Origin of the sequence: Janthinobacterium sp. P210006 (assembly GCF_036231885.1) — a bacterium.
GTDB classification, from domain to species: domain Bacteria; phylum Pseudomonadota; class Gammaproteobacteria; order Burkholderiales; family Burkholderiaceae_D; genus Janthinobacterium; species Janthinobacterium violaceinigrum.
The window spans coordinates 262418-286124 of sequence record NZ_JAZARD010000005.1 but is presented as its reverse complement, the minus strand read 5'-3'; the positions used below and the strand labels follow the sequence as shown (position 1 = coordinate 286124).

22 protein-coding genes are annotated in these 23707 nt (G+C 64.0%); 11 read left to right on the top strand and 11 right to left on the bottom strand.

Annotated features, from left to right (window positions below; all coding sequences use genetic code 11):
- Positions 1–25: 25 nt before the first annotated feature.
- The gene (locus VPH41_RS24500; RefSeq protein WP_328571810.1) at positions 26–658 is read right to left on the bottom strand and encodes a DUF5610 domain-containing protein; all 633 of its coding nucleotides are present in this window, start codon (positions 656–658) and stop codon (positions 26–28) included.
- Positions 659–801: 143 nt separating this feature from the next.
- Here VPH41_RS24500 and sbcB point away from each other — a divergent pair, with 143 nt between their 5' ends.
- Positions 802–2250 carry an exodeoxyribonuclease I gene (gene sbcB / locus VPH41_RS24495; protein ID WP_328571809.1) on the top strand — a complete coding sequence of 483 codons (1449 nt, stop codon included), beginning with the start codon at positions 802–804 and terminating at the stop codon, positions 2248–2250.
- Positions 2251–2394: 144 nt separating this feature from the next.
- Here the strand turns inward: sbcB and pyrF are convergent, their stop codons facing one another.
- Entirely contained in the window at positions 2395–3219 is an 825-nt protein-coding gene (gene pyrF / locus VPH41_RS24490; RefSeq protein ID WP_328571808.1) for an orotidine-5'-phosphate decarboxylase, read from the bottom strand.
- A gap of 167 nt (positions 3220–3386) precedes the next feature.
- On the opposite strand from pyrF, the gene VPH41_RS24485 reads away from it, so the two are divergent.
- The 5 genes from VPH41_RS24485 (at position 3387) to VPH41_RS24465 (ending at position 7169) form a co-directional block, all read left to right on the top strand.
- On the top strand, positions 3387–4001 hold the full coding sequence (locus VPH41_RS24485; RefSeq protein WP_152257261.1) for a LemA family protein: 615 nt from the start codon (positions 3387–3389) through the stop codon (positions 3999–4001).
- A 1-nt stretch (position 4002) separates the two neighbouring features.
- Positions 4003–4836, top strand: coding sequence for a TPM domain-containing protein (locus VPH41_RS24480; RefSeq protein ID WP_328571807.1), 834 nt, complete (start codon positions 4003–4005; stop codon positions 4834–4836).
- Positions 4836–5357, top strand: a complete 522-nt coding sequence (locus tag VPH41_RS24475; protein ID WP_152257263.1) for a TPM domain-containing protein — start codon at positions 4836–4838, stop codon at positions 5355–5357. Before VPH41_RS24480 ends, VPH41_RS24475 begins: the two co-directional genes overlap by 1 nt.
- 72 nt (positions 5358–5429) lie before the next feature.
- Positions 5430–6194, top strand: coding sequence for an SDR family NAD(P)-dependent oxidoreductase (locus VPH41_RS24470; RefSeq protein ID WP_152283569.1), 765 nt, complete (start codon positions 5430–5432; stop codon positions 6192–6194).
- Between the two features lie 549 nt (positions 6195–6743).
- Positions 6744–7169, top strand: a complete 426-nt coding sequence (locus tag VPH41_RS24465) for a VanZ family protein (RefSeq protein ID WP_328571806.1) — start codon at positions 6744–6746, stop codon at positions 7167–7169.
- Positions 7170–7188: 19 nt separating this feature from the next.
- On the opposite strand, the gene VPH41_RS24460 is transcribed toward VPH41_RS24465, so the two are convergent.
- A complete protein-coding gene (locus VPH41_RS24460) occupies positions 7189–7476 on the bottom strand; it encodes a hypothetical protein (RefSeq protein ID WP_152257265.1) in 288 nt (95 codons plus the stop codon).
- Between the two features lie 219 nt (positions 7477–7695).
- Between VPH41_RS24460 and VPH41_RS24455 the strand changes: the two genes are divergently transcribed.
- Positions 7696–8199, top strand: coding sequence for a hypothetical protein (locus tag VPH41_RS24455; RefSeq protein WP_328571805.1), 504 nt, complete (start codon positions 7696–7698; stop codon positions 8197–8199).
- Positions 8200–8287: 88 nt separating this feature from the next.
- Here VPH41_RS24455 and VPH41_RS24450 read toward each other — a convergent pair whose 3' ends face one another.
- Together VPH41_RS24450 and VPH41_RS24445 are read right to left on the bottom strand one after the other, a co-directional pair.
- Positions 8288–9415: a M24 family metallopeptidase gene (locus tag VPH41_RS24450; RefSeq protein ID WP_152283567.1), complete on the bottom strand. Its 1128-nt coding sequence runs from the start codon at positions 9413–9415 to the stop codon at positions 8288–8290.
- 190 nt (positions 9416–9605) lie between these two features.
- On the bottom strand, positions 9606–11093 hold the full coding sequence (locus tag VPH41_RS24445; RefSeq protein ID WP_328571804.1) for a dipeptidase: 1488 nt from the start codon (positions 11091–11093) through the stop codon (positions 9606–9608).
- 234 nt (positions 11094–11327) lie between these two features.
- Between VPH41_RS24445 and VPH41_RS24440 the strand changes: the two genes are divergently transcribed.
- Positions 11328–12326 carry an LLM class flavin-dependent oxidoreductase gene (locus tag VPH41_RS24440; RefSeq protein ID WP_328571803.1) on the top strand — a complete coding sequence of 333 codons (999 nt, stop codon included), beginning with the start codon at positions 11328–11330 and terminating at the stop codon, positions 12324–12326.
- A gap of 201 nt (positions 12327–12527) precedes the next feature.
- Positions 12528–13739 (top strand): MFS transporter, encoded by a 1212-nt coding sequence (locus VPH41_RS24435; protein ID WP_328571802.1) that lies wholly within the window; start codon positions 12528–12530, stop codon positions 13737–13739.
- A gap of 42 nt (positions 13740–13781) precedes the next feature.
- Here VPH41_RS24435 and VPH41_RS24430 read toward each other — a convergent pair whose 3' ends face one another.
- The 6 genes from VPH41_RS24430 to VPH41_RS24405 all read right to left on the bottom strand — a co-directional run bounded on the left by VPH41_RS24430 (position 13782) and on the right by VPH41_RS24405 (position 21144).
- Positions 13782–15422 (bottom strand): M28 family peptidase, encoded by a 1641-nt coding sequence (locus VPH41_RS24430; RefSeq protein ID WP_328571801.1) that lies wholly within the window; start codon positions 15420–15422, stop codon positions 13782–13784.
- Between the two features lie 137 nt (positions 15423–15559).
- Positions 15560–16396 (bottom strand): HDOD domain-containing protein, encoded by an 837-nt coding sequence (locus VPH41_RS24425; RefSeq protein ID WP_099379493.1) that lies wholly within the window; start codon positions 16394–16396, stop codon positions 15560–15562.
- Between the two features lie 114 nt (positions 16397–16510).
- Positions 16511–17605: a BMP family ABC transporter substrate-binding protein gene (locus tag VPH41_RS24420; RefSeq protein WP_442906316.1), complete on the bottom strand. Its 1095-nt coding sequence runs from the start codon at positions 17603–17605 to the stop codon at positions 16511–16513.
- 21 nt (positions 17606–17626) lie between these two features.
- On the bottom strand, positions 17627–18556 hold the full coding sequence (locus VPH41_RS24415; protein WP_328571800.1) for an ABC transporter permease: 930 nt from the start codon (positions 18554–18556) through the stop codon (positions 17627–17629).
- Positions 18549–19625 (bottom strand): ABC transporter permease, encoded by a 1077-nt coding sequence (locus VPH41_RS24410; RefSeq protein WP_328571799.1) that lies wholly within the window; start codon positions 19623–19625, stop codon positions 18549–18551. The genes VPH41_RS24415 and VPH41_RS24410 overlap by 8 nt, the downstream gene beginning before the upstream one ends.
- Positions 19618–21144 carry an ABC transporter ATP-binding protein gene (locus VPH41_RS24405; protein WP_442906315.1) on the bottom strand — a complete coding sequence of 509 codons (1527 nt, stop codon included), beginning with the start codon at positions 21142–21144 and terminating at the stop codon, positions 19618–19620. The genes VPH41_RS24410 and VPH41_RS24405 overlap by 8 nt, the downstream gene beginning before the upstream one ends.
- A 452-nt stretch (positions 21145–21596) precedes the next feature.
- On the opposite strand from VPH41_RS24405, the gene VPH41_RS24400 reads away from it, so the two are divergent.
- On the top strand, positions 21597–22409 hold the full coding sequence (locus VPH41_RS24400; RefSeq protein ID WP_328571922.1) for an outer envelope protein: 813 nt from the start codon (positions 21597–21599) through the stop codon (positions 22407–22409).
- A 305-nt stretch (positions 22410–22714) separates the two neighbouring features.
- The gene (gluQRS, locus tag VPH41_RS24395; protein WP_328571798.1) at positions 22715–23641 is read left to right on the top strand and encodes a tRNA glutamyl-Q(34) synthetase GluQRS; all 927 of its coding nucleotides are present in this window, start codon (positions 22715–22717) and stop codon (positions 23639–23641) included.
- Positions 23642–23707: the final 66 nt, after the last annotated feature.

The following is a 23707-nucleotide window of genomic DNA, read 5'->3' as shown; positions in this document are numbered from 1 at the left end:
CCCGCACCTCAAGTAAGGATGATGCTCAGGCAGCCTTGCTGTCGGCCGGCTTGGCAGGCGTAGTTGGCGCCGCAACATCATCCTTCTTGCTGCTGTGCGCGGCGACGAAGTCCGCATAGCCCTTCTGCACCAGCGTATACGTCTTGTCGATATTGCTGGCGATATCGCCTTGCAATACTTTCAAGCCGCCCAGGATATCGCGCGCTTCCTTGAAGCCTTTTTCCATGCCGCCGCTGATGGTGTCCATGAACTTGGTCAAGGCCGTGTCGTCGTCCAGGCCGGGGTTCTGCTTTTTGAACGCGTCAAAAAACCCCGTCGACAGCGATACAATGCGGCTCGCCGTCGCTTCGGCGCTATTGTCCTGCGAGGCCGCGTTCTGGATCGCGTCGTCGCCGTACTGGCCCTTCAGCGCTTCATTGATGTTGGTGATGGCCGTCTTGTACAGCAGCGCCAGCGGTTCGTTTTCCGAACCGATCGACACATTCAGCGACGCCTGCATGATGGAAGCGTTCAACTGCAGCTTGGTGCGGTCGTTCACGCTCATTTCAGTGTTGACGCCGTCCTTATGCTGGACTTTATCGTCCTTGCCGGCAACACCCGTACTGACGGAAGTCACGGAAGGAGCGGAATTGCCGCCTGCGGCGATGGGAATTGACACGATAGACCTCCTTGAACGGGCAATGTATGCCACCATGCGGGAAACGCGATGATGACCATCCTCTCGTGTAGTATCGGCAGGTTTTCAGAAAACTGAAGCGGCCCGGACAATTAAGATAACAATTAAGCAAGTAACGACCATCAATGACTACCCAGACCTTTCTTTGGCACGACTACGAAACCTTTGGCGCCCAGCCGCGCCGCGACCGCCCGGCCCAGTTCGCCGCCATCCGCACGGATGCCGACCTCAACGAGATTGGCGATCCCATCATGCTGTATTGCCAGCCCGCCAATGATTTCCTGCCCGACCCGCAATCGTGCCTGATCACGGGCATCACGCCGCAGCAGTGTCTGCAGCTGGGCGTGCCCGAGCACCAGTTTGCCGCCACCATCGAAGCGGCGTTTTCGGAGCCGGGCACCATCGGCGTGGGCTACAACACCATCCGTTTCGACGATGAAGTCACGCGTTTCCTGTTCTGGCGCAACCTGATCGATCCGTATGCGCGCGAATGGAAGAACCATTGCGGCCGCTGGGACATCCTCGACGTGGTGCGCATGACGCATGCGCTGCGCCCGGAGGGCATCGCATGGCCAAAGCGCGACGATGGCCAGACCAGTTTCAGGCTGGAACACTTGAGCAAGGCCAATGGCCTGGTCCACGAAGCGGCGCACGATGCGCTGTCCGACGTGCGCGCCACCATCGCCCTGGCCCGCCTGATCAAGGAAAAGCAGCCAAAGCTGTTCGAATTCTGCCTGGCCCTGCACAAGAAGGACCGGGTCGCCAGCGAAATGGGCATGCACCTGGCCGCCGGCGAGCGCCAGCCCTTCCTGCACGTGTCGGGCATGTTCCCCGCCGAACGGGGCTGCCTGGGCGTCGTCTGGCCGCTGGCCACGCATCCGAGCAATAAAAATGAGATCCTCGTCTGGGATTGCGCCTACGATCCGCGCGAACTGTTTACCCTGGACGCCGACACCATCCGCACGCGGCTGTTCACGCGCAAGGACGCCATGCCCGAAGGCATGACCCGCCTGCCCGTGAAAAGCGTGCACCTGAACAAGTCGCCCATGCTGGTGGGTAATTTAAGGACCCTGTCGCCGGCCATGGCCGCGCAATGGGGCATCGACCTGGACGCGGCAAAGGTCAACGCGCAATTTGCCGCCACGGCGCCGAACATGGACGCCATCTGGGCCGAAGTGTTCCAGCGCCCGGGCGCCAATGCCGCGCTGGACGTGGATGAAGATTTGTACAATGGTTTCGTCAGCAACGACGACCGCCGCCTGCTCGAATCCTTGCGCCGCGACACGCCGGCCAAGCTGGCCACGGCCCGGCCCTCGTTTGCCGACGAACGCCTGCAGGAGCTGCTGTTCCGCTACCGCGCCCGCAATTTCCCGCAAACCCTGAGCGAAGCGGAAAGCCTGCGCTGGGAACAGCACCGCGCTGCCCGCCTGTTCGACGGCGACGGCGGCGCCCGCACCATCGAAATGCTGTTTACAGAAATCGATACCTTGTCGGAATCCGTGGATGAGCGGGGGGAAGAAATCCTGGGCGAGCTGTACGACTATGCGGAGATGGTCGCGCCCATGCGCGATTAGTCGCACCTGACCAAACCTGCTGCGCGTCGGTATAGGTGGCCTGCGATGCTCACCGTACTACAGTACGGTTGCGCTTCTCGGCCACCTCTCCCTTCCGCTCGCTACGGTTTTGTCAGGCGCTGTGTTGCTGACTATATATCGTTCTTAAACCGAACGGTGCGCATTGATCGCATCGCGCGTTTCAATGGCCACGCGGCGCGCCGCGTCGGCGAAATCTTCGCCCGCCTGCGGCGTGGCGTAGATGATGGCGCGCGACGAGCTGATCATCATGCCCATGCCGTTCGCCGTCTGGCCCGCGCCGACGGTGGCGGCAATGTCGCCGCCCTGGGCGCCGATGCCGGGCACCAGCAGCGGCATGTCGCCGACGATGGCGCGCACCTGCGCCAGTTCTTCAGGGAAGGTGGCGCCGACGACGAGCGCGCACTGGCCATTCTTGTTCCATTTGTCGGCCACCAAACGCGCCACGCGCTGGTACAGGGGCACGCCGTCCGTGTCGAGGAATTGCAGGTCCGAGCCGCCCGGGTTCGAGGTGCGGCACAGGATGATCACGCCGCGGTCTGCCCACGCCAGGTAGGGGTCGAGCGAATCCTCGCCCATGTACGGGTTCACGGTGACGGCGTCGGCGCCGTAGCGCTCGAACGCTTCGCGCGCGTACTGCGTGGCCGTGGCACCGATGTCGCCCCGTTTCGCGTCGAGGATCAGCGGGATGTGCGGGTAGTTCTCGCGCACGTAGCGGCAGATGTCTTCCAGCTGCTTTTCCGCGCCCAGCGCGCCGAAATACGCGATCTGCGGCTTGAAGGCGCAGGCCAGGTCGGCCGTCGCATCGATGATGCGCGTGCAAAAGGTGGTGATTCCATCGGGCAAGTCGCGCAGTTCGGCCGGCAGTTTCGCCAGGTCGGGGTCCAGTCCCACGCACAGCAGGGAATTATTGGCCGTCCACGCGGCGGATAATTTATTGATGAAATTCACGGCACACCTTCTCTATATTCAGTTGCAAACCCCGTATTGTAACGCGGCGCAGGCTTGCCACGGCGTCGCAACGCGGCCAGGCGCCGCGGCCGGCGCTTATTAAACCGACATTGCGAGCCGTTTCAGGTATATTTGCCTCACCTCCCTTACTCTGCACGGAACCCATCATGCAAATCACCAATCAATTCACCAAATGGCTGCGCCTGGCGCTGAGCGTCACCGTCCTGGCCGGCATCCTGACGGGCTGCGGCTACAACGACTTCCAGAGCAAGGACGAGGCAACCAAGGCTGCCTGGGGCGAAGTGGTCAACCAGTACCAGCGCCGCGCCGACCTGATTCCCAATCTGGTGAACACCGTCAAGGGCTACGCCACGCATGAGCGCGAAACCCTGGAAGCGGTGACCAAGGCGCGCGCTGCCGCCACCAGTTTCCAGATCACGCCCGAAGTGCTGAACGACCCGGCCGCCTTTGAAAAATTCCAGCAGGTGCAGGGGCAGCTGTCGTCCGCCCTGTCGCGCCTGATGGTGGTGTCCGAGAAATATCCGGACTTGAAGGCCGATACCAGCTTCCGCGACTTGCAGTCGCAGCTGGAAGGCACGGAAAACCGCATCACCGTGGCGCGCCAGCGTTACATCACGGCCGTGCAGGATTACAACGTGCATGCGCGCAGCTTCCCGAACAACCTGACGGCCATGATCTTCGGCTACAAGGTCAAGCCATCGTTCACGGTGGAAAACGAAAAAGCCATCTCGACCGCGCCAACCGTCAACTTCGGCAAATAAGATGAAAGCCTGGTCTTATCTGGCGGCGCTGGCGACGGCGCTGCTGCTGTGGACGACGCCACCGTCCGGCGCGCAGGGCTTGCAGCCCGTGCCGCCGCTGGCGGCCCGCGTGACGGATAACGCCGACATGCTCGATGCCAAGCAGAAAGCGGCGCTGGAAGGCGTACTGGCCGATTACGAAGCCAAGACGGGCAGCCAGATCGCCGTGCTGCTGGTCAAGAGCACGGAACCGGAAGCCATCGAGCAATACAGCATCCGCGTGACGGATGCGTGGAAGCTGGGCCGCAAGGGCGTCGATGACGGCGTGCTGCTGATGGTGGCGAAGGACAATCCCTCGTCCCTGCGCCGCCTGCGCATCGAGGCGGGCCGCGGCGTGCAAGGCGTGCTGACGGATGCGCAATCGAAACGCATCCTGCAGGACGTGATCGCCCCCCATTTCAAGCAAAACGATTTCTATGGCGGCCTGGTAGCCGGCGTGGGAGCGATTGCCACCCTGCTGAACCAGGAGCAATTCCCCGCCCCGGCCCAGCAGAAAGCGCCGGCCACCGTGGAAGCGGGCGGCATGACCTTCTGGCTGCCCTTGCTGTTCTTCGGTTTTCTCGTCGTACTGACCCTGTTCCGTTCGCGCGGCGGGCCTACGCGGCTGCAGCGCGGCAGCAACTGGTCCAGCGGCGCCACCGGTGTCGTGCTGGGCAGCATCCTGAACCAGGCGCTGAACAACCGCAGTGGCGGCGGCTTCGGCGGCGGCGGTGGTTTTGGCGGTGGCGGAGGCGGCGGTGGTTTCGGTGGCGGCGGCGGCGGTTTTGACGGCGGCGGCGCCTCGGGAGATTGGTAATGACGAAACAACTGACATTCGGACAACGCTGCGGACGGGCCCTGAAGCACTTGCGGGGCACGCCCGCGACGGCGCGCCAGGCCTTTCCGGAACGCACCCTGAAAGCCATCGAGACGGCCATTGCCGACGGTGAAGCGATGCACCAGGCGGAAGTGCGCCTGATCGTCGAGGCGGCCCTGACGCCGGGCATGGCTTACCAAGGCGTGAGCAACCGCGAGCGCGCGCGCGAACTGTTCGCCCAGTATGGCGTGTGGGATACGGAAGACAACGTTGGCATACTGATCTACATCAACCTGGCCGAACATCAGGTCGATATCGTAGCCGACCGCAACGTGGGCCGGCGCGTCACGCCGGAGCAGTGGCAAGCCGTGTGCCGCACCATGACGGGCGGCTTCAAGGACGGCAATTACCACGACAGCACGCTCGATGCCTTGAAGCAGCTCAATACCCTGCTGCAAAGCCACTTCCCCGCCAACGGTACGCGCGGCAACCAGTTGCCGAACGAACCCATCCTCCTCTGATTCCTGTCCAGGGATTAAAATCTGCCATTGCCGCGCACAATGGCAGCGCGCCCCACCCGCCCAGGAGAACACATGAAACTGATCAATAAAACCGCCATCGTCACGGGCGCCACGCAAGGCATCGGCCTGGCCTGCGCCACCCGCCTGATCGCCGAAGGGGCGCAGGTGATGCTGGTCGACATCAAGGAAGAAGGCGCGCAGGCCGCCGCCGCCCTCGGCCCGCAGGCGCATTTCTTTTGCGCCGACGTCAGCCAGAAGGCGGACGTGGACGCCATGCTGAAGGAAACCCTGGCCCAGTTCGGCCACATCGATATCCTCGTCAACAATGCGGGCGTCACGCACGCGGCCGATTTCCTCGACGTGTGCGAAGACGATTTCGACCGCGTCATGCGCATCAACCTGAAATCGATGTTCCTGTGCGGCCAGGCCGTGGCGCGCGAAATGGTCAAGCGCAGCAGCGGCTGCATCATCAACATGTCCAGCGTCAACGCGGAACTGGCGATCCCGAACCAGGTGCCGTATGTGGTGTCGAAGGGTGCCATCAACCAGCTGACCAAGGTCATGGCCCTGAACCTGGCGCCGCACGGCGTGCGCGTGAACGGCATCGGGCCGGGCACCATCCTGACGGAACTGGCCAAGCAGGCGGTATTGTCCAGCCCGCAGGCGCGCCACACGATCTTGTCGCGCACGCCGCTGGGCCGCTGCGGCGAACCGGAGGAAGTGGCCGGCATCGCCGCCTTCCTCGCCAGCGACGACGCCACCTACATGACGGGCCAGACCATCTATGTCGATGGCGGACGCATGGCACTCAACTACACGGTGGCCGTGAAGGAATGAGGGCAGCTCAAGGCAGTTATATCAAAAACCAATAATGGATATCTGAAAAGACCATTAGACACATATCGTGCGACGCAGCATAATGCACCTGTCTCCACTATTCTCCTCCAAGAAAATAGTTTTAAGCCCGCTTTCACCAGCGGGCTTTTTTTTGCTGTCACGCGTGAAACATAGTCATTCTTGCCATGACGTGCAACTTCCCCGATTAAATATGTCGATCGCGAAAAAATGTTGCGGCGTGTCATAGGCCCGTCATGTTCGCCCCCTATACTTGCTTCATCTGCTGTACAGGCAACCGATATGCCTGACTACAGACAGGTGTGCCGCCATGGCACACCACTCCCCTTTCATGACCATGGCGCGCGCCGGCAAGGCGCGCGACGTGGTGAGTACCAGGCAACTCTCAACTCTTGACCCATTTCATTTGGGTTTTTGGCCCGCGCCCCCGCGGGCCTTTTTTTTGCCTGTACGGCAAGCTCTTGTGCAAAAACATGGCGTCTTGCCACGCGCATGATATTGTGACTGCCTTTCCACCAGCCCTCACGCATCATGCCTGTACCATTGCCCGAACTCTGTTTTGCCGAACGTTACGAACGCCTGCGTTACCGGACGGCAGTGGTGCTGTACATACTGGTCATTGTGATCGGCGATATTCCCGGCATGCGCGCAGACGTGGGCCAATATGCCTCGGGCGGCGTGCTGCATTCCTTCGGTTATGGCGTGCTGGCCCTGATCCTGTTCAGCGGCACGAGCGGCGGCATGGCACGCCGGGCACTGCTGTCGGTGCTGATGGTGGCGGCCATGGGCGCGCTGGACGAATTCATCCAGAGTTTCCTGCCCTACCGCCATGGCGCTGTCAGCGACTGGGTGGTCGATGTCACGGCCGCGACGGCAGTCTGTCTGCCCCTGTATTTCCTCTGGCCGAAAATGGTCGCTGCCGCCCTCGGCAAGAACGCGCCGCTGCCCGAAGCCTGAACCGGGGCCTGGCAAGCCGTCAGGCGCGGTCCGCTTCGCTGTCCTGCCATTCCAGCCGCAACTGCCGCTGGCCGCGCGTGCTGCCTGTGCCCAGGCGCCGCATCAGGGCACGCGTCTCGCGCCGGCTGCCGGCGCCCACGGCGCGCGCCGCATCGCGCTGCATGTCCAGCAACTGTTCCGAGCGCGCCAGCCGCACCAGGCCATGCAAGGCCTGGGCCAGGACATGGCGCGCGCGGGCATCGTGCGCAGTGCCGCCCACGGCCAGCACCAACTCATCGATCAGTTTTGCGGTAGGACCAGATGACATTTTTTCTCCCGATTCAGCAGTGAGGAAACGTGCTGGAGCACGAACGAATGATTGCCAGCATCTTTATACCAAGCACGGCAATTAACCCATTGATCTAGCTCAATGGGCAATGACAGCTGCCGAACATCCCTGCCCCGCCATGCTCTTACATGCAGCAATCGCTGCCATCCGCATCACCGTGGATGCCGATCCTGAGTGTTCGACCATGAGGAGACCAAGATGAGATCGAAAAAAACCCTGCTGCTGGCCGGCCTGAGCTGTATCTTGCTGGCGGCCTGCCACGCCAACGACAATACCAATCTGGCACGCAGCAATAGCGGCGAAACCTATGCCGCACCGGCCGGCACGACGCCGCAAAGCAGTATGGCCAGCCGCACCACCAGCACGGCCACCGACACCGGCAACGCCATGAGCAGCAGCACGAGCAGCGACATGCGCAATGACACGCGCAATGACATGAGCCCATCGAGCATGAACATCAGCTCGGCCACGGTACAATCGATAGAAACCGTGCCGCACAGCATGGATCAAGGCAGTGCCGACATGCAGTCAGGCACATCGGGCACGGCCGGCAGCACTTCGGGTGCGGCGGGCAATATGCTCTACCGCGTCACCTTGCGCCTGGACGACGGCACGACGCGCACCTTCATGCAGAACAGCCAACCGGCCTTCCAGATCGGCGACCGGGTCAGCGTGCAAAAAGGCGTGATGCAGCGCTATTGAGACCGGCCCAAGCGCGACTGGCCAAAGCCGGCCGGCCGCTGTCCCGGTTCCGGTCCCGGCCTCTGTCTCGCTGCCGCACCTGGCCCGCTCAGGCCAGCGCCAGGGTCAGCGGCCGGCGGCGTCCCTGCACCACGGCCGAGGGCCAGGCCGGGTCGTGCGTCAGGTTGTGCAATTGGTTGCCGTCGAGCAGAAACGTGTCTTCCACCGTACTGCCGGGCAAGCTGGGATGGAAGGCCAGCGCCATGCCCCGCTTGAGGAGGATTTCCGTGTGTGCGCCGGCCGCCACTTCGGGCGCCAGGTAGCCATGGATGCCGCCTTGCCGGCTGGTGCGCACCGTGTCGGGCTGGCCCGCATACGCGTAGGCGCTGTCGAGCGCGTGATACACCATGCTCAGCGCATGGCCCGTTTCGCAGGCGTCGAGCGCCACCGCTTCCAGCGCCAGCATGGCGGCATCGGCATCGTCCATGGCCACCGCCCCGCCGTCGGCGCGGCGCTGCGCGGGACCGAAGCGCCGTTGCCGGCTGAGGCTGGCGCACAGGCCGAAACGCCGCGCGCACAGGGCCAGCACGGCTTGCGTGCCCAGCAGTACCTGGGCAGGCGGTGCGCGCCGGTAACGGTGCTGGCGGTCCTCGCCGCTGACCAGCACGTGCACGGCCTGCAAGCCCCGCAGCCACAGCGCACGCACGCAGGCGGCAGCCAGTTCCTGCTCGCTCCAGTCGGGGCGGGCCTGGCGCAGCGCATCCGCCGCCGCGCCGGCAGCCAGTTGCCCCACCTGCCGGTAACGCAGTTGTTCCGATTCCAGCAGCACCAGCCGCTCTTCGCGCAGGGCCACGGGCAGGCTGCGTTCGTGCAAGCCGGGCCGGTCGGACAGCACGGGCGCGCCGCCGGCCGCATGCTGCACGAAATGCTCGCGCAGCTCATACAGCTGCGGCTGCATCCAGGGCGACACTTGCCACGTCCACGGTCCACGCACTTCTTCCTCGCGCATGCGCATGGCTTCCGCTTCGTCCGTCAGGATGTAGGCGGCGCCGCGCGTCACCAGCACTTCCGCACAGCCGCACTCGGCCGTATGGCTATGGCTGTTCGACGCGCCCGCCGTGGCCCACGCAAACCAGTCCACGCCGCGCAAACGCACGGCGCCGGCACGCTGGTCTTCCAGCCAGCCCCGCATCTGCGCCAGCTTGTGCGCCACTTCCAGTTCCAGCGGCCAGTTCATGGCCGCTCCCTGCCGCGCACCGGACACGCGCATGTCTCCAGCCCGCAGGCTGCCTGCCAGGCTCCTTGCTTGCTATGCATAACTGCCCTCCCATCCATGGAGACATATGACAGGTACACACGAAAAAAGTTCGGCGCCCGGACTAGTCCCAGGCTTGCAGTCTATGACTTCCTTCTATTTTTTCAAGCGGCTATTTCGCCAGTTCGATGAGGACGGCCGTGTACATCTGCAAGTTCAGCAGCAGCTGCTTTTCCGTGATGAACTCGTGCTCCGAATGCCCCGTGTACACGGTGTGCGGCATGGCGGGGCCGAAGCTGACGGCGTTCGGGAACAGCCGCGAATTGGTGCCGCCGCCGATGGCAACGGGCTGCGGATTCGCCATGCCCGTGTAGTGTTCGAAGACGGACAGCAGGGTGGGAATCTGCGGCGCCGCCGTCTGCAGCCACGGCTCGCCGATCTGCACCTGCAGCGCGGCCGGCACCTGGCGCCGCGCCTTCCAGCCATCGAAGGCGGCCGTCACCTGCTGGCGCAGCACGTCGGCTGCCTTGCCTTGCGGGCGGCGCAGGTTGATGTTCAGTTCCAGCTCGCCGCCCTGTTGCCTGAGCACGGTGGGCGCCACCGTCATCGGCCCCATGAAGCCGTCGCGGTAGGCGATCTGGCCGAAGCGCTCGCCGTAGATGCCCGTGCCCACCAGTTCATTCAGGAACGACAACATGTCGGCCGCCTGCGTGCCCTGCCATGGCTGCACGGCCAGCGCATCGGCCAGCATGCTGATGGCGTTGACGCCGTCTTCCGGCTTCGACGAGTGGGCCGACACGCCCAGCGCCGTTACCGTCAAGGTATCGCCAGCGCGCGCGTAGCTGTAGCGCATGCCCTGTTGCGCCTGCGCACGGGCGCGGATGGCCGCTTCCAGCGCTGCCGGCGCGCGTTCGATGACGGCCGTCGCGTCTTCCGGTATCTGGCTGCCGAAAAAGCCGCCCGTCAGCTTCGCCAGCACGGGACCGCCGGCGGCCGGCAAGGCCGTGCGCGGCGGCAAGGTCAGCTTGATGGAGCCATAGCCCTTCTCGGCCGTCACCACCGGGTATTCCGCATCGATGGTGATGTTGACTTGCGGCGGCGTGTGGGTCTGGAGGAATTGTTTCAGCGGTTCCCAGTCCGATTCCTCGGCCATGTAGACGTACAGCTCGATGCGCTTGCTCAGCGCTACCTGTTTGTCCTGGATGGCTTTCATCGCGTACAGGGCCGTGGCTATCGGTCCCTTGTCGTCTTCCGTGCCACGCCCCAGCAACTTGCCCGGTTCGCTGCTGCGGTCCAGTTCGAACGGCGAACGGGCCCACTTGGCGGGATTGACGGGCTGCACGTCGCCGTGCGTGATCACGCCCACGCGCTCGCTGCCCTTGCCCATGCCGATGATCACCACGTGGCCATGGTCGTGGAAATCGAAACCCAGGCGCTGCGCCTCGGCCGCCAGGTAGCGCTTGAAACCCGTGTGCTGGGGATTGTCGGAAAACGGTACGGCCGGGTCGGCCACCGTGTTGTAGCTGATCATCTTCGCCAGGCTGGCGATCAGCGGTTCGGGATAGGTGACCAGCGCGTAACGGGCCGTGTCCTGCGCCTGCAGGCTGACGGGCGCGGCGTGAACGGAGGGTTGCAGCAGCAAGCCGATCAGGGACAGCAAAACAGGTTTCTTGAACATGGCGGGGCGGATAAAGTGGGGAGGCCCACTCTAGCACCGCCCGCACCGATTTCCAATCGATACGAGTTTTTTACCGATCAGTACGCAAATTCCCGATTCGCATTATCATGTGCGCAGCCTGTCTTCCCCGCCGCGCTGTCATGGGTGACCCTGCCAGCGTCAGGGGATAGACAAATCGTCCATTGTGATTTTCCACCACGTCCCGATATCGCTACCATGATTCCATTTTCCATACTCGACCTGGCGCCCATCGCCGAAGGCAGCAACGCCAGCCAGTCGTTCAAGAATACGCTCGACCTGGCGCAGCACGGCGAACGCTGGGGCTACAACCGCTACTGGCTGGCCGAACACCACGGCATGCCCGGCATCGCCAGCGCCGCCACGGCCGTCGTCATCGCCCATGTGGCGGCCGGCACGAAAACCATCCGCGTGGGTGCAGGCGGCGTCATGCTGCCCAACCACTCGCCGCTGGTCATCGCGGAACAGTTCGGCACCCTGGAAGCGCTGCACCCGGGCCGCATCGACCTGGGCCTGGGCCGCGCGCCCGGCTCCGACCAGACGACGGCGCGCGCGTTGCGCCGCGACCTGCAGTCGGACGCGGAACAGTTTCCGCAAGACGTGCTGGAATTGATCGATTACATGTCCGACGAGCCGCGCCAGCGCGTGCTGGCCGTGCCTGGCAAGGGCGCGAAAGTGCCCGTGTGGATACTGGGGTCGAGCCTGTTCGGCGCCCAGCTGGCCGCCCACCTGGGCTTGCCTTATGCGTTCGCTTCGCACTTCGCGCCGCAGATGATGATGCAGGCCGTGGCCTATTACCGCGAGCATTTCAAGCCGTCGAAGCAGTTGGCCAAGCCATACGTGATGCTGGGCTTTAACGTGTTTGCCGCCGACACGGATGCCGAAGCGCATCTGCGCGCCACGTCGATGCAGCAGGCGTTCGTCAATCTGCGCACGGGCCGCCCGTCGCGCTTGCAGCCGCCCGTGCCCGGCTACCTGGAACAGCTGGGTCCGCAGGAACGCGCCATGCTCGATTCCGTCCTGTCCTGCACGGCCATCGGCGCGCCGGACACGGTGAAGGCGAAGATGGCCGCCTTCATCGCCGAAACGGGCGCCGACGAGCTGATGATCACCTCGCAGATCTTCGAACACCAGCACCGGCTGCGCTCGTATGAAATCACGGCGCAGGTGCATGCGGAGCTGGCGCAGCAACAGTAACAGACCCTTTTCTTCCTCCCCCGGTATATCCCCATATACCCTTTCCCCGGCCGTCGGCAACGATCGCCGGGATTTTTTTGCCCGCCGTTTTGTCTGCAGTCTTGTCTACCCCCTGCCGCAAAATCAGCCCTGCCCGGCAGGAAATGTGCAGCCCCGCTATCATGCTCATCCAAAAGCATTATTCCAAGAAAGCTGTACCGCATGAAATCTGCAAGCTCTTCCGTCGATGCCAGCACCCTGCTGAGCTCCACCCGCATCCTGTTGTTCGCCCTGTCCGCCGGCGTGCTCGTCGCCAGCCTCTACTACGTGCAGCCGCTCACCTCCATGCTGGCCGCGTCGTTCGGCGTCAGCGTGCCGCAAGCCGGCTACCTGGTCACGGCCACGCAAATCGGCTATGTGCTGGGCATCGTCTTCCTCGTGCCGCTCAGCGACGTGCTGAACCGCCGCAAGCTGCTGACGTGGATGCTGATCGCCAAGATCGCTGCCCTGCTGCTCGCCGCCACCAGCCAGAACATCATCGTCTTTGCCATCGCCAGCGTCCTGATGGGCATCACGTCCAGCGCCCTGATGGTGGTCACCGCCATGGTGGCCTCGTATGCGCCCGACCACAGCCGGGGCCGCATGGTGGGTACCGTCATGACGGGACTGTTGCTGGGCATCTTGCTGGCGCGTACCGTGTCCGGCACCGTGTCGCAGATCAGCGGCGGCTGGCGCACCGTCTACGTGCTGGCCGCCATCGTCGTCGCGGCCCTGCTCGTCATGCTGCGCCGCATCCTGCCCAATGAAGCGCCACGCGGCACGCTGCACTACGGCAAGCTGATGGCCTCGCTGGCCGACATCATCCGCCAGGAACCGCTGCTGCGCCAGCGCGCGCTGTTCTCGGGCCTGGGCCTGGGTACCTTCAGCGTGTTCTGGACGGGCCTGACCTTCCTGCTCAGCGGCGCGCCGTATCACTATTCGGAAATGCAGATCGGCCTGTTCGGCCTGGCGGGCGCCACGGGTGCCTTTGCCGCGAATACGGCAGGCCGCATGGCCGACCGCGGCTATGCGCGCCAAGCCACCTGGCTGCTGGCCGTCGCCTCGATCGCGGGCTGGGCCCTGATCGGCTTTGGCGCCCATTCGCTGGTGTTATTGCTGATCGGTATCGTGCTGCTGGACATGGGCGTGATGGGCCTGCAAGTGACGCACCAGTCCATCATCTATAAGCTGGCGCCGCACGCGCGGGCGCGCGTGACGACCGTGTTCATCGCGGGCGGCTTCATCGGCGCCTCGGCAGGCTCGGCCCTGGCCAGCGCCAGTTTTGCGGCCGGCGGCTGGCCCGCCCTGTGCATGGTCGGCGGCGCCATGCCGCTGTTGCTGCTGCTGGTGTGGAGCAGGTACCGCCACACGCAGCGCCGGCTGGAACGGGCATAAGAGGCAAAAAAAACCGCTCCATCGAGCGGTTTTTTTACGTTTTTACTGCGCCTGTTCGCGCGCCTTGCCGAATGCGTCGCCCGCCTTCCAGGCCGGCATTTTCGCGGCGTTGGCCACGGCCTGCCCCAGGTTCAGCGTGAATTGCGCCTGCTGCGTCATGCCGGACAAATCCCAGCTGGCATCGTACTCGTCGGTGACCTGATGGTAGCGGGGACCGTAGGCGGCCGCCTTGGCTTTCGACGCTTCCACGTCCTTGATGTACTCGCGTCCCCCATTGATGGAAAACGCGGGCACGCCTGCCTTGGCAAAGCTGAAATGATCGCTGCGGAAGTAGCCGCCCGCCAGGTCGGGACGCGCTTGCGCGATATGCATGCCCATGGCTTTCGCCACCGTGGCCGCCATGGCGCCCAGGTCCGTGCGCTCGCTGCCTTGCGCGCCGATGTCATGCGTGGCGCCCACAAAGTTCAGGCTATCCAGGTTCAGGGCGGCAGCCGTCTTGTTCAAGGGCCACAGCGGATCGGCCGCGTAGGCGGCGCTGCCCAATAAACCCTGTTCTTCGGCCGCCACCCACAGGAAAATCTGCGTGCGCTTGGCCGGCTTTTTCACGGCTTCCTGCGCCATGGCCAGCAAGCCGGCCGTGCCCGACGCATTGTCGACGGCGCCGTTGTAGATCGTATCTCCGCTGTCTCCCTGCTTGCCCAGATGGTCCCAGTGGCCGCTGTAGATGACGGCTTCATCCTTGAGTGTCGGATCGGTGCCCGGCACCATGCCGGCGATATTAAACTGTTCCACCTTGCGCACGGCGGATTTCATTTCGCCGATCAAGCTGGCATTCAATGCGACAGCCTTGAAATCCTTGCTTTCCGCCTGCGCGCGCAAGGCGTCCAGGTCCTGTCCACCGGCCGCAAACAGGCGGCGTGCCGCGTCTTCCGCGATCCAGCCTTGCAACGGCGTGCCGGCCGTGCGGTCCGCCAGCTGGAAGCGCTCGCTGCCGCTCCAGCTGTTCTGCACCACGCTCCAGTCGTACGATGCCGATGGTTTCGTGTGGATCAGCAATACGCCAGCGGCACCCTGGCGCTTGGCTTCCTCGAATTTATACGTCCAGCGGCCGTAATAGGTCAGCGCCTTGCCAGCAAAGCGGTTCGGTTCAAGCGCGGTCGGCTGCGGGTCGTTGACCATCATGACGACGATCTTGTTTTTGACATCGGCACCCTTGAAATCGTTCCAGCCCTCTTCCGGCGCCGTGATGCCATAGCCGACGAACACGAGGGGCGCGTCGAACGTGTGCGCGGCCACGGAGTCGCCCGTGGCCCACACCCAGTCCGGGCCGAATGCCAGCGGCACGGCCTTGCCGCCCGCCACGGCTTGCAGGCTGCTGTCTTGCGGCAAGGACTTCACGCCGGCAATTTGCACGCTCTGGCGGTAGCTGTTGCCGCGCACGGGTTTCAGTCCGGCCATCTGCGCCTGCGTTTCCAGGTAAGCCACCGTCAGGTCGGCGCCCCGCTGGCCCGTGCCGCGGCCTTCCAATAAATCGTTCGACAGGAAGGCCAGGTGGGCGCGCAGCGGCGCTTCCTGCACGATGGGCAAGCCGTGCGCGGCAGGCGCGGCGGCGTGCGCAGAAAACGCCAGCGCCAGGCTGGAAGCGAGCGCCGTGAAGGCCAGGGAAGAAAACAGCTTCTGCATAAGATCCTTTTGATAAGAGGAGGAAAGCGGTCCGGCGGATAGCCGGGCCGGCGATTGTATGCCATGGGGCAAGCACGTCAAAATGCGGACGAAAAAAATCCCCGCGGCAAGGGCGGGGATGGGCGATGGACGCTGCGTCAGACCAGCAAGGCGGCCGCCAGCGATTCGATTTCCTCGGCCGATTCCTCGAGGATGGTGTGCAGGGTGCTGCCGCCGATGCCGAAGTCGATCTTCGCGGCCGCCTGGCGACGCGCGGCGCTTTCCGGCGGATGCAGGGGCGAGCCGACGGGCGACAGATCGTTGGCCAGCACCAGGGTCGCGCCCAGGGTGCGGGGCGGGAACGGGCTGCCGCCATGCCACATGCCTTCCACGGCCTGCAAGACCATGTCCGGCACTTGCAGCTGGCGCAGCACGCCGCGGCCGATCAGCTTTTCGCCGTATTCGATCCAGTCTTCCGTATTATCGTCCAGCAAGCCCGGATATTCCTCGGCGCGCGACAGCAGATAGAAGCCGCCCACTTCGTGCACGATGGCGGCGAACATGGCCGTTTCCACGTCCACGTGCGTGACTTTGCGGGCGATCACCTGGCTCAGCGCAGCCACGTGGGCCGTGTGTTCCCACAGCTTGGCCGCCTTGGCGCGCAATTGCGGGTCCGTGATCTGGCTGCCCAGCTGGCGCACGATGACGGACGCCACCATCGACTTCAACGTGGCAAAGCCCAGGCGCGAGACGGCTGCGCGCACATTGGCGATTTCATTGCCGGAACGGTTGTAGGCGGCCGAGTTGGCCAATGCCACGACCCGCGCCGACAGCAGCGGCTCGGCCATGACCATGCGGGCGGCCGCTTCGATATGGCAATCGGGGTCGTCCAGCGCTTCCTGCAGCTTCAAGGTGGCCTTGACGTTGGCGGGGAACGTCAGCTCGCCCTTGCTCGCTTGCAGCGCGATAATCTTGAATACTTCCAGTCTATCCATGGGTCAATCTCCGGTACGGGCCTGTTCAGGCTCTGCTGTGTGGATGGGCCGGAATGCGCTCCCGGCCCGGCTCCCGTTTCCGGCAATATTACAGCAAGTTTATACTCAAACCTATTACTTTCCGGAAACTTTTCCTGCCACGCCTTCGACAAAATAATCCATCTTCGTCAGCGCTGCATCGTCCAGCACGCCTTTGTCCAGGCGCACTTTGCCGTCGTTATCCTTGATGGGCGCGCTGAAAGGATTGAGTTTTCCAGCAACCAAGTCTTTCTCGCGCGCCAATACAAACTGTTTCACATCGGCGGGCACGGCAGCGTTGATGCCTTCCAGCTTGACCATGCCATCCTTGATGCCGCCCCAGGTGCTGCTGGACTTCCACGTACCGTCCAGCACGGCTTGGGCCTGTTTCGTATAGTAGTCGCCCCAATGGTGGGTGACGGCGGCCAGCTGCGCCTTCGGCCCGTACTTTTTCATGTCCGAATGGTAGGCAATCGCATACTTGCCCTTCTCTTCCGCCGCCTGCACCACGGCGGTCGAGTCCGTGTGGTGGGTGACCACGTCGGCGCCCTGGCCGATCAGAGTGATGGCCGCGTCGCGTTCCTTGCCCGGGTCGAACCAGCTATTGACCCACACCACTTTCACTTCCGCCTTGGGGTCCACGCTGCGCATGCCGCGCGTGAAGGCGTTCACTCCCTGCAACACTTCCGGAATCGGGAACGCCGCCACGTAGCCGGCCACATGGGTCTTGCTCATCTTGCCTGCCAACACGCCGGCCAGGTAGCGGCCTTCGTAGAAACGGGCGTTGGTATTGGCCACGTTGGGCGCCGTCTTGTAGCCGGTCAGGTGGATGAACTTCACATTAGGAAATTGCTTCGCCACTTTCAAGGTGGGATTCATGTAGCCGAACGAAGTCGTGATGACCAGCTTGCTGCCCGTTTGCGCCAAGTCGCGGATCACGCGCTCCGCATCGGCGCTTTCCGGCACGTTTTCCACATACTTGGTGGTGATCTTGCTGCCCAGCGCCTTTTCCATTTCCTTGCGGGCCAGATCATGCTGGGTAGTCCAGCCCGCGTCGCCGATGGGACTGATGTAAACAAAACCGACATTCAGCGGCGCGGTGGCGGGCGCGGCGGCCATGGCGGCCATGGCGGGCATGGCGGACATCAGCGCGGCACCGCAGGCAGCGGCGCACAGTAATTTCTTGGACATGGTTTTCCTTGTGGTGAGTGATTAATTTCCCGGATTGAAATTTTTCCCCAACGAAGCGGGCATGTTGAGCTTGATGTAATTGGCATTGCTGGAAATGAGCACGAGCACGACGATGGCCGCCACATACGGCAGCATCGACAGCAGCTGCGACGCGACGGGCACACCCAGCGCCTGCGCGTGGAAAGTCAAGATCGTGATGCCGCCAAACAGGTAGGCGCCACCCACCACGCGCGCGGGGCGCCAGGTGGCAAACGTGGTCAGCGCCAGCGCGATCCAGCCCCGTCCCGCCACCATGCCCTCGACCCACAGCGGCGTATAGACGAGCGACAAGAAGGCGCCGGCCAAGCCGCAGCAGGCGCCGCCGAACAGCACGGCCGCCAGGCGGATGCGGCGCACGGGGTAGCCCAGCGCATGCGCGGACGCGGGCGACTCGCCCACGGCGCGCAGCACCAGACCCGCCCGCGAGCGGTACAAAAACCAGGCGATGGCCACGCACAGCAGCAAGGATAAATACACCATCGGATGCTGGCGGAACAGGGCCGGTCCCAGCACGGGGATGTCTTCCAGCAAGGGGATGCCGTAGCGGCCATTCTGCAAGCTGTTGCCCACATAGTTCAGGCCGATATACGTGGACGCGCCCGCGCCGAACAAGGACAAGGCCAGGCCCGTCGCGTACTGGTTCGTGCCCAGCCATACGGTCAGCCAGGCAAAAAAGCCCGACAGCACCATGCTGGCCCCTGCCCCCGCGAAAAAGCCCAGGGTGGGGCTGCCCGTGTTGACGGCCACGGCAAAGCCCGTGATGGCGGAGACCAGCATCATGCCTTCCGCGCCCAGGTTGACCACGCCCGCCTTTTCATTGACGAGCAGTCCCAGCGCGGCCAGCATCAGCGGTGTGCCCGCATTGATGCTGGCGGCGACCAGCGGTGCAATCGTCAGGGCCAGGTTATCCATGTTTTCTCCAGCGCAGTTTGTATTGGATCAGCACATCGCAGGCGAGCAAGGCAAACAGCAAGATGCCCTGGAACACGCCCGTGATCGCGCTGGGCAAGCCGAGGCGCGATTGCGCCAGTTCGCCGCCGATGTAAAACAGGGCCATGACGAAGCTGGAAAAAATCACGCCCACGGGATGCAGCCGCCCCACGAAGGCGACGATGATGGCGGCAAAGCCGTAGCCGGGCGAGACCGTGGGCGTCAGCTGCCCCATCGGTCCCAGCACTTCGCAGGCGCCCGCCAGGCCGGACAGGGCGCCGCAGATCAGCAAGGACGACCACAGGGTCTTGCGCGAGGAGAACCCTGCATAGCGGGCGGCGGCCGGCGCCATGCCGCCCACGCGCAGGCGGAATCCCGCAATGCTGCGCGACAGATACAGCCAGCCGCCCAAGGAGGCCAGCAAGGCAAACACGATGCCCACATGCAAGCGCGTATCGCTGACAACCATGGGCAGCAGCAAGCCGTCAGACAGCAGTTTCGACTGGGGGAAATTGAAGCCTTCCGGATCGCGCAGCACGCCATACACGAGATAGCTGAGCAGCAACTGGGCGATGTAGACGAGCATCAGCGAGACGAGGATTTCGCTGGCGTTGTAGCGGTCGCGCAGCCACGCCACGAGGCCCGCCCACGCCATGCCGCCCGCCATGCCGGCCAGCAGGGACACGCCGATGATGGCCGCGCCGCCCACGCCATCATCGAGGTACAGGGCCGCCGCGCCGCCGCAGATGGCGCCCAGGGTCAGTTGCCCTTCCGCGCCGATGTTATAGATGTTGGCGCGAAAACAGATGGCCAGGCCCACGGCGATCAGCAGCAGCGGCGCCACCTTGAGGCCCAGCTCGGACCAGCCATGCGCGTCGCGCAAGGGTTCCACGAAGAACACGGCCAGGCCCGCCAGCGGATCGTGGCCCAGCGCCATAAACAGCAGCGCGCCGCACAGCACGGTCAGCAGCACGGCCAGCACGGGCGACAGCCACGACATCAGCCGCGAGGGCGCAGGACGGGCTTCCAGGCGCAAGGCAAACTTAGCCATGGGCAGCCTCCTGCGGCCATAGCCCGCTCATCCATTGTCCCACCAGGCTCACGCTGGCCTCGCCCACGTCGAGCGATGGCGAAATTTTTCCCTTCGCCATCACCAGCAGGCGGTCGCTGATGTCGAACAATTCATCGAGTTCCTCCGACACGACGAGCAGCGCGCAACCGGAGTCGCGCAGCGCCAGCAATTCGGCGCGGATTTGCGCGGCCGCGCCCACGTCCACGCCCCAGGTGGGCTGCGCCACCACCAGCACCGTGGGTTCGCGCATGACTTCGCGTCCGACTATGTATTTCTGCAAGTTGCCGCCCGACAGGCTGCGCGCCAGCGCCTGCGGCCCGCCCGCCTTCACCTGGAAGCGCGCGATGATGGCGGCCGCCCGCTGCGCGATCACCTTGTGGCGCACGAAGCCATGGCGGATGGTGGCGGGTGTCTGCAAGCTGAGCAGGACGTTGTCGGCCAGCGCCATGTCGGGCACGGCGCCCCTCCCCAGCCTTTCCTCCGGCACGAAACCGAAACCGAGGGCCCGGCGCCGGCCCGGCGGCAGGCGTCCCGCCGGCGTGCCGTTCAGCACGATGCTGGCGGGGGCCGCGCGCAGGTCCTCGCCCGACAGGGCGGCCAGCAATTCCTGCTGGCCATTGCCGGACACGCCCGCAATGCCGACGATCTCCCCCGCGCGCACGTCGAAACTGATATCGCGCAACTCGGTGGCGAACGGGTGGCTCTTCGGCAAATGCAAATTCTTGACGCTCAGCATGGCCGCACCGGGCGTGCGCGCCACGCGCGTGACGGCGGGCGGCTCGGCACCGATCATCATGCGCGACAGGCTGGCCGCCGATTCCTGCGACGGATCGCACACGCCCGCATTCTTGCCGGCGCGCACCACCGTGCACGTGTGGCACAGGGCGCGGATCTCGTCGAGCTTGTGGCTGATGTACAGGATGCTGCAGCCTTCGGCCGCCAGCTGGCGCAAGGTGGTAAACAGTTTTTCCACGGCGCCCGGCGTCAGCACGGAAGTCGGTTCATCGAGGATCAGCAGTTGCGGCTTGGCCAGCAGGGCGCGCACGATTTCCACGCGCTGGCATTCGCCCACGGAAAGCGTGTGCACGTGGCGCTGCGGTTCCAGGTCCAGGCCGTACTGGCGCGCCGTCGCCTCGATGCGCTGGGCCAGCTCCGCCATGTTGGTGCCGGCGGGCAAACCGAGGGCGATGTTTTCCGTGACAGTCAAGGTATCGAACAGGGAAAAGTGCTGGAACACCATGGCGATACCGAGCGCCCGCGCGGCCGACGGGTTGGCGATTTCCACTTCGCGGCCATTCCACACGATGCGGCCGCCATCGGGCTGCACGGCGCCGTAGATAATTTTCATCAAGGTCGATTTGCCGGCGCCGTTTTCACCGAGCACGGCATGGATCTGCCCCGGCGCGACGGTCAGATGGATGCCGTCATTGGCCACCACGGCCGGATAGCGCTTGCTGATATCGAGTAATTCCAGGCGTGCCGTCATTGTTTTTTTCATGCCTCGCTGCGGGGTCGCCGGCGTCGGGGCCGGTAAGAAAAATCAAGCTGCTGTCTCTATCGTATCGGCATCCGCGGCGCTTGGGGGGCAGGCGCGGCGGCGTGCATTTCTATTTCCTCAAAAAAACAACACCTGTATACAATTTTGAAAAAAATTATCAGCTTTACAGCAGCAGCCTTGCCCCGCAAGGACGAGAAGGTGCGATGATTATATGCAAGAACTGATAGTAAGTATGCAGATAAGACATATCGCCCGGAGCGGCGATTCTCGCATCATGGATTGAACGGCGCGCAATATGCCCCATCGCAGCGCTTCATGCGCGCTAGTGAGCTAGTGGGCCAGCCCCCTGCGCCCTGCCATCACCAGTTCCCGTTTCTCAACACCGCCATCAGGAGCCGAAAGTGCCAAAAACCATACCGTGTCTGTTGCTCTGCCTCACCACCACCCTGGGCGTGGGCGCAACCGCCCAGGCTGCCGAATGGAGCGATACCGCGCTGAGCTGGCGCGCCGGCAATGATTACCGCGAGCCGTTCAATCCGGACGACATCAAGAAGAACATCTTTGCCATCACGCACGCCAGCGGCTACAAATACGGCAGCAACTTCGTCAACCTCGATTTCCTCATGTCCGACAGCAAGGACCCTGGCGCGCTCGGCAAAACGTCCGGCGCGCAAGAGGCGTATCTCGTCTACCGCAACACCATCGACATCGGCAAGGTGCGCGGCAGCGACATCAAGTTCGGCCCCGTGCGCGGCGTCGGCGTCACCCTGGGCTTCGACGTCAACACGAAAAATGACGTCGGCTACAACTCGCGCAAGCGCATGCTGGTGGCCGGCCCCACCCTGATGTGGGACGTGCCCGGCTTCTTCAACACCAGCCTGCTGTTGCTGCGCGAAAGCAATGCCCCCAGCGGCGCCTTCCCGCCCATCTCGCAAGTCACGGGCCGCTACACCTATAAAACGCACGCCATGCTGACGGGCGCCTGGGGCATCCCCCTGTCGCCGCTGTTCGCGTTCGAAGGTTTCTTCAACCTCATCGATTCAAAAGGCAACGATGAAGTGGGCCGCAAGACGGCAGTGGAAACGAATATCGACATGCAGGTGATGTTCGACGTGGGCGCAGCCCTGGGCAGCCCCAAGAACACCTTCCGCGTGGGCCTGGAATACCAGTACTGGAAGAACAAGTTCGGCAACTCGCCTGCCACCACGGGCAACGTGGGCCAGACGGCAAAGACGCCGATGATACGCGCGGAGTACCATTTCTAAAATTCACTGTTACGCATCAACACACACGGTCGCGCCTGATGCCAGCATGAAGCTTTCCTGCTGGCGCAGAGCGCGACCGTGGAGCAACTGCCGGCAATCCCCCCGATACGGCTCCCCCTCGCCCGCCTGTCGCCGCCACGGTCCAGCCACGCGCATCTCGCAAGACGCGATGACATGGCAGGTACTTGGCATCAGCTGCCATTGCACATGATTTGACAGGCCTGCCGCCCTCCCCGATACTTGTTCCACCCTGTAGCCAACCCCACGAGCGCATGCTGCCTCCGCAGCCGCTTTTGCCAGCACGAATGAACAGTTCTCCCCTCACCGCCCCCTACATCGGCCGCTTCGCCCCCTCCCCCTCCGGTCCCCTGCACATGGGTTCGCTCGTTGCCGCCATGGCCAGCTATCTCGATGCGAAGGTGCATCGGGGCACATGGCTGTTGCGCATCGAGGATCTGGACTATGACCGCAATGTCGAGGGTGCCGATCTGGGCATCCTGGCCAGCCTGCAGCGCTGCGGCATGCACTGGGATGGCGAGGCGACGTGGCAGAGCAGGCGCCTGCCGCTGTACGAGGCGGCGCTGACACAGTTGCAGGACGATGGCCTCGTGTATGCGTGCGGCTGTTCGCGCAAGGAAATCCAGGATTCGGTGCTGCAGGCGGGCGGGCCCAAGGGTGGAGCCGCCGTGTATCCGGGCACTTGCCGCCATGGCTTGGCGCCGGGCAAGGCGGCGCGGGCCTTGCGGCTGCGCGTGCCGCAGGGGCCGCCAGCCGTGTATGGTTTTACGGACCGCTGGGCGGGTCCCCAGCAGCAAGACCTGGCTGGCGAGGTGGGAGACTTCATCGTGCTGCGCGGCGATGGCTACTGGGCCTACCAGCTGGCCGTGGTGGTCGACGATGGGGAGCAAGGCATCACGCACGTGGTGCGCGGGGCGGACTTGCTCGATTCCACGCCGCGCCAGCTGTATCTGCAAGATGTGCTGGGATTGCCCCATCCCGGCTTTCTGCACGTGCCTGTCGTCACCAACGGCAGCGGCGAGAAACTGTCGAAGCAGACGGGCGCCCTCGCCTTCGATACGGGAACCAGCGCCGCCGACCTGCTGGCGTCGGCGCTATTGCCCGCCGCCCGTTTCCTCAGTCTCGACGTGCGCGCCGACAAGGTGGACGACTTCTGGCGGCAAGCGATTCCCGCCTGGGCGCAGCGGCTGGCGCGCCTGCCCGAACAGGCATAAAAAAACCCGCCGCGGCGAACCGGGCGGGTAGCAATGCAGGCGCCAGCACATGGCCGGCGCCTGAAG